We start from the raw sequence: 13,629 nt of genomic DNA on the forward strand, positions 1-13,629 counted from the left end.
CTTCATTCCCGTCCGGTCCCGGCGGCCCGGCACCTGCCCCGACCCTCGACCCCACAGGGGACGCGCATGACGTCAAGTTCCGATGTGATCGACGAAGCCTCACCCGATGGCTCCTCCGCCACGCTGGGCGGCGAGAAGAAGCGCTCGATCGAGCAGATCGCCCTGCTCGTGTTCATCGTGGTGCCGTTCCTGGCCCTGGTGGCGGCCGTGCCGCTGGCCTGGGGCTGGGGAGTGAGCTGGCTCGATCTGGGCCTGCTGGCACTCTTCTACTTCATCGGCTGCCACGGCATCACCATCGGTTTCCACCGGTACTTCACCCATGGCTCGTTCAAGGCCAAGCGGCCCCTGCGGATCGCGCTGGCGATCATGGGCTCGATGGCGGTCGAGGGCCCGATCGTGCGGTGGGTGGCCGATCACCGCAGGCACCACAAGTTCTCCGACGCCGAGGGTGACCCCCACTCGCCCTGGCGCTACGGCGAGACGCTTCCGGCGCTGATGAAGGGCCTGTGGTGGGCCCACATCGCCTGGATGTTCGACGAGGAGCAGACCCCGCAGGACAAGTTCGCGCCGGATCTGATCAAGGACCGCGCCATCCGGACGATCTCCCGGCAGTTCGTGATGTGGACGGTGATCTCGCTGGCGCTGCCGCCGCTGATCGGCGGGCTGGTCACGATGTCCTGGTGGGGGGCCTTCACCGGGTTCTTCTGGGGTTCACTCATCCGGGTGGCGCTGCTGCATCACGTGACCTGGTCGATCAACTCGATCTGTCACGCGGTGGGCAAGCGGCCGTTCAAGTCGCGCGACCGCTCGGGCAACGTGTGGTGGCTGGCGATCCTGTCCTGCGGCGAGTCCTGGCACAACCTGCACCACGCGGACCCGACGGCGGCGCGGCACGGTGTGGAGCGCGGCCAGCTGGACTCCTCGGCCCGGATCATCCGCTGGTGCGAGCAGCTGGGCTGGGCGTACGACGTGCGCTGGCCGTCACGCTCGCGTATCGATTCGCGCCGCAGCGACGGTGCGGGCTCCTCCCGGAGCGGGAAGACCGGCGCCGAGGCGGCATGATTGACGGCGTGGCGACCGACTCCAGCAGCATCCAGGGCAACGACAAGCAGCGGCGGACGCGCCGGACCCGTATGACCGGTGCCGAGCGCCGCCAGCAGTTGCTGGAGATCGGTCGCACCCTCTTCGCGGCCAAGGGCTTCGAGGGCACGTCGGTGGAGGAGATCGCGGCGAAGGCCGGGGTGTCCAAGCCGGTGGTGTACGAGCACTTCGGCGGCAAGGAGGGGCTGTACGCGGTGGTGGTCGACCGTGAGATGCGGCGGCTGCTCGACATGGTGACCGGCTCGCTGACGGCGGGGCATCCCCGTGAGCTGTGCGAGCAGGCGGCCTTCGCGCTCCTGGACTACATCGAGGAGTACACGGACGGGTTCCGCATCCTGGTGCGCGACTCGCCGATCCCGCAGTCCACGGGCACCTTCGCCTCGCTGATCTCGGACATCGCGACCCAGGTGGAGGACATCCTGGGCCGCGAGTTCAAGAGCCGCGGCTTCGACTCCAAGCTGGCCCCGCTCTACGCGCAGGCGCTGGTCGGGATGGTCGCGCTGACCGGGCAGTGGTGGCTGGACGTGCGGCGCCCGAAGAAGGCGGAGGTCGCGGCGCATCTGGTGAACCTGGCGTGGCACGGCCTGGACGGCCTTGAGCAGAAGCCTCGGCTGATAGGGCACCGCAAGAACTAGCGCGCGCTTTCTACGGCGTCTCGGTCCGGTCCGGCGTCTCGGTCCGGTCCGGCGCTTCGGGCCCGGTCGGCTCCAGGAACTCCAGGCGGTTGCCGACCGGGTCCTCCGTGTAGAAACGGCGGTGGCCGGGGAGGTCGCCGTCCCAGGTCACGGGGGCGCCGTGGGCGGTGAGCCGGGCGGCGTACGCCTCGATGTCACGGACCCGCAGCCCGGGGTGAGCCTTGCGGGCCGGGCGGAAGTCCTCCTCGATGCCCAGGTGGAGCTGGACCCCGGCCGCCTGGAACCAGCAGCCGCCGCGCGCAGCGAGCACCGGGGGCTTGGGGATCTCGGTCATGCCGAGGGTGCCGGTGTAGAAGGCGCGCAGCGCGTCCTCGCTGCCCGCGGGGGCGGCGAGCTGGACGTGGTCGACGGCGACGAGCACGGCTCAGCCCTCCCGTACGGCGACGGCGAAGAGGCGGCGGAAGGGCAGCACGGTCCCGTAGGGGGTGCTCGGGTAGGCCGTGCGCAGCAGGTCGCGGTACTCGGCGAGGAACGCGTCCCGCGCCTCGGGGTCGTCGGCGAGCGCGGTCAGGGCGGGGCGCAGTCCGGTGCCCTTGACCCAGTCGAGCACCGGGTCCTGGCCGGTCAGGACGTGCTGGTACGTCGTCTGCCACACGTCGGTGGTGAGGCCGAGGCGGGCGAGGCGGTCCAGGTAGCCGCCGGGGGTGTGGACGGAGTCCGGGCGGCGCAGGACACCGGCGAGGCGGGACCTCCAGCGCGGGGTGTCCGCGAGTTCGCGCATCAGGGCGTGCAGCGGGGCGTCGGTGTTGTCGGGGACCTGGAAGGCGAAGGTGCCGCCGGGCTTCAGGGCGGCGGTCCAGTCGGCGAAGCGGTCGAGGTGGCCCGGCACCCACTGGAGGGTGGCGTTGGAGACGATCACGTCGCAGGGCTCGTCCGGGGTCCAGGTGCGGGCGTCGGCGTGGGCGAAGTCCAGCGCGGGCTGCTCGGCGCGGGCGCGCTCCAGCATCTCGGGCGAGTTGTCGTAACCGGTGAGGTGCGCGGTGGGCCAGCGGGCGGCGAGCAGGGCGGTGGCATTGCCGGGGCCGCAGCCGAGGTCGGCGACGCGCGGGCGCTCGCTCGGCGGGTCGGGGACGCGGGCGACGAGGTCGGTGAAGGGGCGCAGGCGGTGACCGGCGTGGCGGAGGTACTGGGCGGGGTTCCACTGCGGCATCGTCATGTTCTCCAGCCTGGCGCCCGAGTTCTCTCGATGTCAAGACTGTCGATGTCAAGAGACTTCACGTCGACACAACCACTACACTGATCGCATGGAGGACGAGGTCGATCGGCTGGTCGCAGCGTGGCGCCGGGAGCGCCCGGACCTCGACGTGGAGCCGCTGGAAGTACTGAGCCGGGTGAGCAGGCTGGCCCGGCACCTGGACCGCGCGCGCCGGCTCGCCTTCGCCGAGCATCAGCTGGAGCCCTGGGAGTTCGACGTGCTGACCGCGCTGCGCCGCGCCGGGACGCCGTACCAGCTCTCCCCCGGCCAGCTGCTGACCCAGACGCTGGTCACCTCGGGCACGATGACCAACCGGATCGACCGGCTCGCCAAGAAGGGCCTGGTCGAGCGGCTGCCCGACCCGAGCGACCGGCGGGGCGTGCTGGTGCGGCTGACCGACACCGGCCGGGACCGGGCGGATGAGGCGCTGGCGGGGCTGCTGGCGCAGGAGCGGGCGATCCTGGGCGAGCTGTCTGTCGCCCAGCGCTCCGAACTGGCCGGGCTGCTACGCCAGTTGACCGCCCCGTTCGACAACGTCCCCGGCTAGGTCCACCGGGCCCACCCCGGCCCTGCGGGCGAGCGCCACGGCGGCCAGGGTGGAGTGGACGCCGAGCTTGCCGAGGACGTTCTGCATATGGGTGCGCACGGTGTGCGGGGAGAGGAACAGCCGCTCCGCGACCGCCTTGCGGCCGAGCCCGGCGACCATGCAGCGCAGCACCTCCCGCTCGCGCGGGGTCAGCGACTCCACCAGGCGCTCGCTCTCGCTGCGGTGCTTGCGGGCGGCGGTCAGTTCCTTGAGGACGCCGGTGAGCAGGGCGGGCGGCAGATGCGTCTCGTCGCGCAGGACGCCCCGGATGACGGTGAGCAGCCGGGACAGCGAGCAGTCCTTGGCGACCCAGCCGCTGGCGCCCGCCTGGAGCGCGAGGGCGGCCCGGCGGGGCTCGTCCTTCTCCGCGAGGACCACGGAACGTACCCCCGGCTGGGCGGTGCGGACCCCGGCGACCAGGGAGATCCCGTCCACCGGGCCCTCGGCGTCGCCCAGTTGGACGGGGATGGCCGCGCGTCCGCCCGGCAGGATCCTGCCCAGGTCGGCGTCGACCAGCAGGACGTCGTAGCGGCGGCCCTCGGCGGCGGCCCGCTCCAGGCAGCGCAGCGCCGCCGGGCCGCTGCCCGCGGCGAACACGTCGACGTCCGGCTCCGCGGCCAGCGCGGCGGCCAGCGACTCGGCGAAGATGCGGTGGTCGTCGACGACCAGGACTCGGATGCGAACCACGTAACCCCCTATCCCCAGGCTCCGTGTGGGAGCGGGGGAGACCCCAGGCTGGGAGAACGACGACGGCTCGCGGTCACGGCACCCGCGAGGGAGCCGCCCGACCGCACGGCACACGCCGTCGCGGACAGTGCTACCCCCCTCGCGGGTGCCGTACCCGCCTGTCTCGCCCCCTGAATCGGCACCGGCCCCCACCGGCACCGCTTCTCAGCGTACGGGCGGGGGCCGTCGGGGGCGGGCGAATTGGCGGAACTGACCGGGCTGCGCGTTTATGGTGTGCCGCATGTTTCGTATCGAGACGGAAGTCGACCAGGACCGACGTGCTCTGCTGCGGGCGCGGCTACGGGACACCAACACAGCGGCCTCCCCCGTCCTGGCCGCCTTACGCGGCACGCCCCCCGCGCGGGAAACCCCGCTCCACGTCTGGGCGTTGGACGACTCCGGCGCCCTGTCCGGCGGCCTGGTCGCCCACACCTGGGCCGGCTGGCTCCACATCACCTACCTCTGGGTCGACACCCCCCACCGAGGCACCGGCCTCGGCACCCACCTCCTCACCGCGGCCGAACACCAGGCCCTCCACCACCACGCCTGCACCGCCGCCCGCGTCGAGACCTGGGACTTCCAGGCCCCCGGCTTCTACCGCAGACAGGGCTACGAGGTGGTCTGCGAAATCCCGGACTACCCACCGGGGGTCACGGAGTACACGCTGACCAAGCGACTCGGCTGAGCTGAGGGCTCAGGCCAGGCGGCGGGCGCCCGGGGAAGGCACCGCCTCGAAGATGCGTGGGGCCCGGTAGCCGGCGTGTGCGAAGGCCTCCTTGATCGCCTTGGTGAGGGTGTCGACCGCGGAGGCTTCTGTCAGGGCGATCGCCGAGCCGCCGAAGCCGCCGCCGGTCATGCGGGCGCCGAGGGCTCCCGCCGACAAAGACGTGTCGACGGCCAGGTCCAGCTCCGGGCAGGAGATGCGGAAGTCGTCGCGGAGGGAGGCGTGGCCCTCGGTGAGGAGGGGGCCGATGGCGCGGACGTCGCCCGACTCGAGCAGGGTCACCACGCGTTCCACCCGGTGGTCCTCCGTGACGACATGGCGGACCAGGCGGCGGACCTCCTCCTCGTCCCCGAGGTCGGCCAGGGCCCGGTCGAGGCCGGAGTACGGCACGTCCCGCAGCGCGTCCACGCCCAGCAGGGCCGCGCCCTTCTCGCAGCCCGCGCGGCGCTTGCCGTATTCACCGCTGCTGTGGGCGTGCTTGACCTGGGTGTCGATGACCAGGAGGCGCAGGCCCTCGGCGGCGAGGTCGAAGGGGATCTGGCGCTGGGAGAGGTCGCGGGTGTCGAGGAAGAGGGCGTGGCCCTCCTCGCAGCAGGCGGAGGCGGTCTGGTCCATGATGCCGGTGGGGGCGCCGACGTAGACGTTCTCCGCGCGCTGGCACAGGCGGGCCAACCGCCAGCGGGGAAGGCCGAGTTCGTGGAGGTCGTTCAGGGCGAGGGCGACGACGATCTCCAGGGCCGCGGAGGAGGACAGGCCCGCGCCGGTCGGCACCGTGGAGGACAGATGGACATCGGCTCCCGTGACCGGACAACCCGCCTCGCGCAACGCCCAGACCACGCCCGCCGGGTACGCCGTCCAGTCGTGGTCCGAGCCCGGCTCCAGAGCGTCCAGAGCCAGCTCCACGGGCCCGCCCTCGACGTCCGCCGAGTGCAGCCGCAGCACCCCGTCCGTGCGGCGCGAGACCGCCGCCGTCACCTGGTGGGGAAGTGCGAACGGCATCACGAAGCCGTCGTTGTAGTCGGTGTGTTCGCCGATCAGGTTGACCCGGCCCGGCGCCGCCCACACCCCCTCCGGTGCGGCTCCGTACAGCTCGGCGAAGCGTTCCCGGACCGACTCTGCGCCCACTACTGCTCCTTGTGCGTCCGACGCGCGAACTGCCAGGCGTCCGCGATGATCCCGGCGAGGTCCGCGCGGGAAGGGTTCCAGCCCAGTGTGGCGCGTGCCGTCTCCGCCGACGCCACCAGGACCGCCGGATCGCCCGCCCGGCGCGGGGCGGTGATCTCGGGGACCGGGTGCCCGGTGACCTCGCGGACGGTCTCGATGACCTCGCGGACGGAGAAGCCGTTGCCGTTGCCGAGGTTGCAGATCAGGTGCTCGCCGGGCTGCGCGGCGTCGAGCGCGAGGAGGTGGGCCTCGGCGAGGTCGGCGACGTGGATGTAGTCGCGCACGCAGGTGCCGTCCGGGGTCGGGTAGTCGTCGCCGTAGACCGAGATGGCGTCGCGGCGGCCCTGGGCGACCTGGAGGACGAGCGGGATGAGGTGGGACTCGGGGTCGTGCCGCTCGCCGTGACTGCCGTACGCGCCCGCCACGTTGAAGTAGCGCAGCGAGACCGCCGCGAGGCCGTGCGCCGCCGCCTCACCGGTGATCATGTGGTCGACGGCGAGCTTGGAGGCGCCGTAGGGGTTGGTGGGCTTCGTCGGCGCGGACTCCCGGATCGGGACCTCCTCCGGCTCGCCGTAGGTGGCGGCGGTGGAGGAGAAGACCAGGCGGCGCACGCCCGCCTCGCGCATCGCGGCGAGCAGCGCCATGGTGCCGCCGACGTTGTTCTCCCAGTACTTCTCGGGCTTCACGACCGACTCGCCGACCTGCGAGAACGCGGCGAAGTGCAGCACGCCGTCGAAGGAGGGGTCGAGCCACTTGGCGGCGTCGCGGATGTCGCCCTCGACGAAGGTCGCCCCCTCGGGGACGCCCGCGCGGAAGCCGGTGGAGAGGTTGTCGAGGACGGTGACCTCGTGTCCCGCCTCCAGCAGATGCTGGGCCACCACGCTGCCGACGTAACCCGCGCCACCCGTCACCAGGTACTTCATGAACTCGCTACCTCTCGCAGTCGCTCGGCCGCGCGCTCCGGCGGCACGTCGTTGATGAATACGTTCATGCCGGACTCGGAACCCGCGAGAAACTTCAGCTTGCCGGAAGTGCGTCGGATGGTGAAAAGCTCCAGGTGCAGCGCGAAGTCCTCGCGCTGCGCGCCGGGGACACCCGTGTCGCCGAACGGCGCCTGGTGCCAGGCGGCGATGTACGGCGTCGGGGGCTCGCTCACAGCCTCGCTCGCGCCCTCGCGCACGGCGCCCTCCTCTCCCTCCCGCCCGAAGATCCGGTCGAAGCGCTTCAAGAGTTCCAGATAGACCTGGGGAAACTCTGTGCGCGCGGCCTCGTCGAGCGCGAGCAGATCGGGCACCCGGCGCTTGGGATACAGATGGACCTCGTACGGCCAGTGCGCGGCGTACGGCACGAAGGCCGCCCAGTGTTCACTCTCCAGGACGACCCGCTCACCGGCGAGTTCCCGCGCGAGGACGGCGTCGAAAAGGTTCTCCCCGCCGCTCTCCGCCTTGTGCGCGGCGAGCGAGCGGAGCATCAGCGCGGTGCGGGGCGTGGTGAACGGGTAGGCGTAGATCTGCCCGTGGGGATGACCGAGGGTCACCCCGATCTCGGCGCCCCGGTTCTCGAAGCAGAACACCTGTCGCACGGAGGGCAGTTGGGAGAGTTCGGCGGTGCGGTCGGTCCACGCGTCGAGGACCAGCCGGGCCTGTTCCCCGGTGAGGTCGGCGAAGGACGCGGTGTGGTCGGAGGTGAAGCAGACGACCTCGCAGCGCCCGGAGTCCCCGGCGAGCGAGGGGAAGCGGTTCTCGAAGACCACCACGTCGTAGGAGGAGTCGGGGATCTCGCTCAGCCGCTCACCCCGGCTCGGGCACAGCGGGCACTCGTCGGCCGGGGGGTGGTAGGTGCGGCCCTGGCGGTGGGAGGCGATGGCGACCGAGTCGCCGAGCAGCGGGTCGCGGCGGACCTCGGAGCGGGTGACCGTGGGCTCAAGCGGGCGCCGGTCCACCGCGTCGCGCACCGTGTCGTCGCGCAGGTCGTAGTAGATCAGCTCACGCCCGTCGGCCAGCCGCGTCGGGGTCTTCTTCACGCCGGACTCCTTGATCGACCACCCCGCAGGGCGTCCTCACCCAATCACTCAACACAATCAAACATAACAAACCACAACTCGACAACGGAGCGTACGATCACAATCAAACAAAGAACACCAACAGAACTGTTCAAATACTGAAGGCCGCGGCGTAGGTTCCGCTCTGGATCAGTTCGCGCAACGAAGCGAGTTCTCATGCAGACGTCCCCGACCGGCCCCGCGCCTCTGGCGGCGGGCCACACCTACCTGGCCGCGGAGCTACGGCTCCCCACCAACTGGCTCGATTACACGATCCTGGCCATCTACTTCGTCGTCGTCCTCGGCATCGGCTTCGCGGCCCGCCGCTCGGTGAAGACCAGCCTGGACTTCTTCCTCTCCGGACGCTCGCTGCCCGCCTGGATCACCGGCCTCGCCTTCATCTCGGCGAACCTGGCGGCCACCGAGATCCTGGGCATGGCGGCCAACAGCGCGCAGTACGGCGCGTACACGGTGCACTGGTACTGGATCGGCGCCATCCCCGCGATGGTCTTCCTGGGCCTCGTGATGATGCCCTTCTACTACGGCAGCAAGGTCCGCTCGGTCCCCGAGTTCCTGCTGCTGCGCTTCGACAAGGCCGCCCATCTGCTCAGCTCGATCCTGTTCGCGTTCGCGGCGATCCTGATCGCGGGCGTCAACCTGTACGCCCTCGCGATCGTGGTCGAGGCGCTGCTCGGCTGGCCGCAGTGGGTGGCGATCGTGGTCGCGGGCGCCTTCGTGCTCGCGTACATCACGCTCGGCGGTCTCTCCTCGGCGATCTACAACGAAGTGCTCCAGTTCTTCGTGATCCTGGCCGCCCTCATCCCGATCACCTTCCTCGGCCTGAAGAAGGTCGGCGGCTGGGACGGCCTGACCCACAAGCTGGACGCGACGCACGGGGCGAACTTCACCACCGCGTGGGGCGGCACCGGCATCGGCAGCGCCAACCCGCTCGGCGCGAACTGGCTGACCATCGTCCTCGGCCTCGGCTTCGTGCTGTCCTTCGGCTACTGGACCACCAACTTCGCCGAGGTGCAGCGCGCCCTGTCCGCGAAGAACCTCTCCGCGGGCCAGCGCACCCCGCTGATCGCCGCGTACCCGAAGATCTTCATCGTCTTCCTGGTGATGATCCCGGGCCTGGTCGCCGCCGCCCTGGTCCCCAAGATCGGCACCGCCGGTTCCGGGCTCCAGTACAACGACGCGATCCCCTATCTGATGCAGGAGCTGCTGCCCAACGGCGTGCTCGGCATCGCGGTCACCGGTCTGCTCGCGGCGTTCATGGCGGGCATGGCGGCCAACGTGTCGTCGTTCAACACGGTGTTCACCACCGACATCTGGGCGCGCTACGTCAAGCCCGGCCAGGAGGACGGCTACTACGTCCGCTTCGGCCGTCTGATCACCGTCATCGGTGTCTGCGCCTCCGTCGGCACGGCGTTCCTGGCGTCCTCGTTCTCGAACATCATGAGCTACCTCCAGACGCTGTTCTCCTTCTTCAACGTCCCGATGTTCGTGGTCTTCATCGTCGGCATGTTCTGGAAGCGCGCCTCGGCCAAGTCCGGCTTCTGGGGCCTGCTCGCGGGCACCGCGACCGCGATGGTCAACTACTTCGTGTTCTACAAGCAGGGCATCATCTCGATCCCCTCCGACCAGGGCGCCAACTTCGTCTCCGCCATCGCGGGCTTCGTCGCGGGCGCGGTCGTGATGGTCGCGGTGTCGCTGTTCACCAAGGCCAAGCCGGCCGACGAACTCCAGGGCCTGGTCTACGGCACCAAGTCGCCGGGCATGTCCGAGGCACCGGCCGAGGGTGACGACGCCTGGTACCGCAAGCCCGCCCTGCTCGGCTGGGGCGCCGTCGTCCTGGCCGCCGCCTGCTACATCCCGTTCTCGTTCTGATCGCGGGAGGATGAGGAAACCATGACCGAAGAATCCCCCCGCCCCGAGCACGGCGCGACCGAGCACGACGTCCAGCGCGAGGTCACCGAGCTGGAGGGCAAGTCCGCCACCGCGGCCCGCATCTTCGACCTGCGGCGCATCATCGGCGGCCTGTTCGTCGTCTACGGCGTCATCGTCACCATCGCCGGGATCACCGACTCCCAGGCCGCGATCGACAAGGCCGAGGGCGTCAACATCAACCTGTGGACCGGCATCGGCATGCTGATCCTCGGCGTCTTCTTCCTGGCCTGGCTCAAGCTCCGCCCGACCCCGCCCCCGCTCCCCACGGAGGGCGCGGCCGAGGAGGACCCCGCCCACTAGTGAACCGGGCACCGTGCGGGGCCGGAGCTGTGCGTCACAGCTCCGGCCCCGTCGTCGTGTGCGGCAGGGGGCCCGCTCTGTCCAGGAGGCCGGTGCGGGCGGCCAGGGCGGCGGCCTCCAGGCGGGAGCCGACACCGAGCTTCATCAGGACGCGCTGCACATGGGTACGGGCGGTGCTGGGCGCTATCCCCATGCCCGCCGCGATACGGCGCGTGTCCTCGCCGTCCGCCACCCGGACCAGCACCTCCACCTCGCGCGGGGTGAGCAGCCGCAGCAGCCGCTGGCCCTCGTCGTCGGGCTGGGCGGCGGGATTCAGCAGCTCCGCGAAGGCGCCCTGGAGCAGCTGCGGGGCCACGGCCGCCTCGCCCGCCCGCGCCTTCATGATGGCCCGCTCGACGCCCTCGATGCGCTCGTCGTGCCGGACGTACCCCGAGGCACCGGCCGCGAAGGCCGCCGCGATGCCGCGCGGGGACGGCACGGGCCCGAGGACCACCACGGCCACCTGCGGGCGCTCCCGCTTGATCCGCACCACCGGGTCGAAGACGCCCGGTTCGGCGGGTGCCGCCGTACCGAGCAGGCACACCTCGGGTGCCCGTGTGATCACCAGCTCGGCCGCGCCCGCCGCCGGTGCCGCCGCCGCGAGCACCCGGTGCCCGCGCAGCTTGAGCGCGGAGGCCAGCGCCTCCGCGAGCAGGCGGTGGTCGTCGACGACCATCAGCCGCACTCCCATACTGCAAACCCCCCAGTCCCCCGGTGGATGCCCCACTATGGACGCCCACCGGTCCCCGGGGACAGAGGGCCCCCCGGCGCCTCGTCCCCCATGTCCCGGAAGTTACACGCTTGTTCGACGTCGCGCCGCCACTATGCGGAGAAGTGCCCCGGACCGATGAAATCCGGGGCACTCGGGGCGGGGCGGGCTGCGCTCAGCCGTCCGTGCCGAAGGCGAGCACCAGGTACTCCTTGCCGTAGGACACCTTGTGCGCGTAGACCGCGGACATGTACAAACGGCCGCCCGCGAACCGGAGTTCCGCGTACTCGGCGGGCATCGTCGCCTCCATCTGGTGCACGTCCCGGGTGGCCGGGTTCTCCAGCAGCCTGGTCGCCTTGAAGGAGGTGCCGTCGATGCTGAGGACCTGGCCGCCCTTGTCGTACGGCGGGTGGTTGTAGGCGAGCAGGTTGGTGCCGTCCATGCGCAGCGGGTAGAGCGTGTAGCCGTTGCCCGCCGGGGCGCGCTGGCCGGTCTGCTTGCCGGTGGTCAGGTCGAAGGCGACGATCTCGTTGGTCTTGCTGTACTTGTCGCTCGTGCCGTCGTGCTCCTCGGTGGGCACGTACAGCTTGCCGTTGCCCGCGACGACGCCCCGGCAGTCCTCGACCCGGGTGATGCTGTCGCACTTGCCGCCGTAGGTGTCCCCGGGGGCGGAGATGCGGGTGAGCAGCTTGCCGGTCTTGTTGTCGATGGAGAAGTAGTCCGAGATGCCGCTGCCGTCGCCCGCGCTGTGGCCCACGTCCGCGGCGACGACCAGGGGGTCGCTGGAGACCACGGAGGCGTACTCGATGCCGGGGGCCATCTTGTACTCGGAGATCACCTTGCCCGACGTGGGGTCGATGGTCTGGATGTGCAGCGTCGGGTTGTCGTAGCCGCCGCACTTGCGGACCGCGACGAGCTTGGGGCCGCCGCCGTACCCGGCGTCGTAGCAGCCGTCGGAGGGCTTGGGCTGCCAGAGCGGCTTGCCGGAGTCGATGTCGAACGCGGCGCCGCCCTCGTTGCTGCCCGCGGCGACGGTACGGCCGGAGACGGTGACGTTGTCGAAGGTGACGGGGAAGTCGCCCTCTCCCACGGTCTTCGTCCACAGCCGGGTGCCCTTGGTGAGGTCGACGGCCGCGAGCTGGCTGCAGCCCGCCCTCGGGTCGTTCATCTTCGGCTGGAAGACGATCGCCGTGCGGCCGTCGTCGGTGAGCTGCCTGCTCGCCGAGCAGACCGGCCCGGGCAGCTTGAGCGTCCATTTGCGGGTGCCGTCGGCCGGGTCGTACCCGGTGATCTGAGCGACGCCCGACTTGGCGTACACCGTGTCCGTCGCCCAGGAACCCGCCGTGACGACGGTGTTCTTGGTCTCCGGCAGCGGCACCTGGAACAGCAGCTTCGAGGAGGGGTCGGCGGGGACCTTCTCCTTGCCGCCGCCCGCCGCGCCGGAGCCGTTCTTCCCGCCGGTCCCGCCGGACGAGTGCGCGGTGTCCCGCTTGCCGTCGCCGCCGCCCGCGTTGGCGTACCAGAACCCGAGCCCGGCGATCAGCGCGATGGCGACCACCGCGGCCACGACGATGTACACCACGGTCCGCTGTCCGGACGCCTTCGGCGCGGGGTAGGGGGCGGTGGGGTGCTGCCCGTACGGGTACCCGTAGGGCTGCTGCGGCTGCCCCGGGTAGGCGTAACCGCCGGGCGGGGGCGGGCCCTGGGGGTACCCGTAGGGGGGCTGGGGCGGGGCGGCGGGGTGCGGCTGGGGCTGCGGGGCCGGGTGGGGGTACGGCTGCGGATAGGCGTACCCGGCGGTGTGGCTGCCGTGCGGAGCGGCGCCGAACCCTCCGGGGGGCTGGGCGGGGGGTGCGCCGTATCCGCCGGGCTGGGGGGCGGCGGGGGGCTGGCCCTGCGGGGCGCCGAAACCGGGCTGCGGGGCGCCGTAGCCGCCGCTGGGCTGCGACGGGGTGGCGGGCGGCTGGCCCTGGGGCGCGCCGAAGCCCGGCTGCGGAGTGGCGGCCGGGGGCTGGGGCGCGCCGTAGCCACCGGGCTGCGGGGCAGCGGCGGGCGGCTGCTGCCCGGGCCCGGGCGCCGGCGCGGGTGCGGTGGGCAGCTGGTCCTGGGGCGGGCCGAAGCCGCCCGACTGCGGGACCGGGGCGAGTTGGGTGGTCGGCGGGTCCTGGGTGCCGGGCCGCGCGTCCGGGGACGTCTGCGAACCGGCCGCGTCCGCACCGGAGTTGGCGGACGCGGCGGCCGGGGTCGCAGGCGCGTCCGTCGGCGGGACCGGCTTCAGCAGCGTGGTCGGCGGGTCCTGGGCCTCGGGCTCCTTGCTCAGGGATGCCCTGGAACCGCCCTGCGGCGCACCGGAGTTGCCGTCCGGCTGCGCGGCCGGAGGCTGGGTCCGGGGCGCTTCG

14 protein-coding genes are annotated in these 13,629 nt (G+C 71.6%); 6 read left to right on the forward strand and 8 right to left on the reverse strand.

Going from position 1 to position 13,629, the window contains the following annotated elements:
• Positions 1 to 66: 66 nt before the first annotated feature.
• Complete coding sequence (locus B079_RS0122790; protein WP_026248968.1) at positions 67 to 1,062, forward strand: acyl-CoA desaturase; 996 nt, start codon at positions 67 to 69, stop codon at positions 1,060 to 1,062.
• Positions 1,059 to 1,736, forward strand: a complete 678-nt coding sequence (locus tag B079_RS0122795; RefSeq protein ID WP_018548157.1) for a TetR/AcrR family transcriptional regulator — start codon at positions 1,059 to 1,061, stop codon at positions 1,734 to 1,736. The genes B079_RS0122790 and B079_RS0122795 overlap by 4 nt, the downstream gene beginning before the upstream one ends.
• 10 nt (positions 1,737 to 1,746) lie before the next feature.
• On the opposite strand, the gene B079_RS0122800 is transcribed toward B079_RS0122795, so the two are convergent.
• Entirely contained in the window at positions 1,747 to 2,157 is a 411-nt protein-coding gene (locus B079_RS0122800) for a VOC family protein (protein ID WP_018548158.1), read from the reverse strand.
• Positions 2,158 to 2,160: 3 nt separating this feature from the next.
• Positions 2,161 to 2,952: a trans-aconitate 2-methyltransferase gene (locus tag B079_RS0122805; RefSeq protein WP_018548159.1), complete on the reverse strand. Its 792-nt coding sequence runs from the start codon at positions 2,950 to 2,952 to the stop codon at positions 2,161 to 2,163.
• 88 nt (positions 2,953 to 3,040) lie between these two features.
• Here B079_RS0122805 and tamR point away from each other — a divergent pair, with 88 nt between their 5' ends.
• A complete protein-coding gene (gene tamR, locus B079_RS0122810) occupies positions 3,041 to 3,538 on the forward strand; it encodes a MarR family transcriptional regulator TamR (RefSeq protein ID WP_018548160.1) in 498 nt (165 codons plus the stop codon).
• On the opposite strand, the gene B079_RS0122815 is transcribed toward tamR, so the two are convergent.
• Positions 3,497 to 4,264, reverse strand: coding sequence for a LuxR C-terminal-related transcriptional regulator (locus tag B079_RS0122815; RefSeq protein WP_018548161.1), 768 nt, complete (start codon positions 4,262 to 4,264; stop codon positions 3,497 to 3,499). The two genes, tamR and B079_RS0122815, sit on opposite strands and share 42 nt — an antisense overlap.
• Before the next feature lie 280 nt (positions 4,265 to 4,544).
• On the opposite strand from B079_RS0122815, the gene B079_RS0122820 reads away from it, so the two are divergent.
• Positions 4,545 to 4,988: a GNAT family N-acetyltransferase gene (locus B079_RS0122820; protein ID WP_037801812.1), complete on the forward strand. Its 444-nt coding sequence runs from the start codon at positions 4,545 to 4,547 to the stop codon at positions 4,986 to 4,988.
• Positions 4,989 to 4,997: 9 nt separating this feature from the next.
• On the opposite strand, the gene galK is transcribed toward B079_RS0122820, so the two are convergent.
• The 3 genes from galK to galT are packed head-to-tail and all read right to left on the reverse strand — an operon-like array spanning position 4,998 to position 8,214.
• Positions 4,998 to 6,152 (reverse strand): galactokinase, encoded by a 1,155-nt coding sequence (gene galK, locus B079_RS0122825; RefSeq protein WP_018548163.1) that lies wholly within the window; start codon positions 6,150 to 6,152, stop codon positions 4,998 to 5,000.
• The gene (gene galE / locus B079_RS0122830) at positions 6,152 to 7,114 is read right to left on the reverse strand and encodes a UDP-glucose 4-epimerase GalE (RefSeq protein ID WP_018548164.1); all 963 of its coding nucleotides are present in this window, start codon (positions 7,112 to 7,114) and stop codon (positions 6,152 to 6,154) included. Before galE ends, galK begins: the two co-directional genes overlap by 1 nt.
• The gene (galT, locus tag B079_RS0122835) at positions 7,111 to 8,214 is read right to left on the reverse strand and encodes a galactose-1-phosphate uridylyltransferase (protein WP_018548165.1); all 1,104 of its coding nucleotides are present in this window, start codon (positions 8,212 to 8,214) and stop codon (positions 7,111 to 7,113) included. Before galT ends, galE begins: the two co-directional genes overlap by 4 nt.
• Before the next feature lie 195 nt (positions 8,215 to 8,409).
• Between galT and B079_RS0122840 the strand changes: the two genes are divergently transcribed.
• A complete protein-coding gene (locus tag B079_RS0122840) occupies positions 8,410 to 10,122 on the forward strand; it encodes a sodium:solute symporter family protein (RefSeq protein WP_018548166.1) in 1,713 nt (570 codons plus the stop codon).
• Positions 10,123 to 10,143: 21 nt separating this feature from the next.
• Entirely contained in the window at positions 10,144 to 10,482 is a 339-nt protein-coding gene (locus B079_RS0122845; protein WP_018548167.1) for a hypothetical protein, read from the forward strand.
• 34 nt (positions 10,483 to 10,516) lie between these two features.
• Here the strand turns inward: B079_RS0122845 and B079_RS0122850 are convergent, their stop codons facing one another.
• A complete protein-coding gene (locus tag B079_RS0122850; RefSeq protein ID WP_018548168.1) occupies positions 10,517 to 11,212 on the reverse strand; it encodes a response regulator transcription factor in 696 nt (231 codons plus the stop codon).
• Between the two features lie 193 nt (positions 11,213 to 11,405).
• Entirely contained in the window at positions 11,406 to 13,328 is a 1,923-nt protein-coding gene (locus B079_RS32590) for a PQQ-binding-like beta-propeller repeat protein (protein ID WP_051095273.1), read from the reverse strand.
• Between the last annotated feature and the right edge of the window lie 301 nt (positions 13,329 to 13,629).

The sequence above is a fragment of the Streptomyces sp. LaPpAH-108 genome (assembly GCF_000373625.1).
Taxonomy (GTDB): Bacteria; Actinomycetota; Actinomycetes; order Streptomycetales; family Streptomycetaceae; genus Streptomyces.

Excerpts from the sequence above, each read along its gene's own strand:
- B079_RS0122790 (WP_026248968.1), top strand. The coding sequence starts at position 67 with ATGACGTCAAGTTCCGATGTGATCGACGAAGCCTCACCCGATGGCTCC.
- B079_RS0122795 (WP_018548157.1), top strand. The coding sequence starts at position 1,059 with ATGATTGACGGCGTGGCGACCGACTCCAGCAGCATCCAGGGCAACGAC.
- B079_RS0122805 (WP_018548159.1), bottom strand. The coding sequence starts at position 2,952 with ATGACGATGCCGCAGTGGAACCCCGCCCAGTACCTCCGCCACGCCGGT.
- tamR (WP_018548160.1), top strand. The coding sequence starts at position 3,041 with ATGGAGGACGAGGTCGATCGGCTGGTCGCAGCGTGGCGCCGGGAGCGC.
- B079_RS0122820 (WP_037801812.1), top strand. The coding sequence starts at position 4,545 with ATGTTTCGTATCGAGACGGAAGTCGACCAGGACCGACGTGCTCTGCTG.
- galE (WP_018548164.1), bottom strand. The coding sequence starts at position 7,114 with ATGAAGTACCTGGTGACGGGTGGCGCGGGTTACGTCGGCAGCGTGGTG.
- B079_RS0122840 (WP_018548166.1), top strand. The coding sequence starts at position 8,410 with ATGCAGACGTCCCCGACCGGCCCCGCGCCTCTGGCGGCGGGCCACACC.
- B079_RS0122845 (WP_018548167.1), top strand. The coding sequence starts at position 10,144 with ATGACCGAAGAATCCCCCCGCCCCGAGCACGGCGCGACCGAGCACGAC.
- B079_RS0122850 (WP_018548168.1), bottom strand. The coding sequence starts at position 11,212 with ATGGGAGTGCGGCTGATGGTCGTCGACGACCACCGCCTGCTCGCGGAG.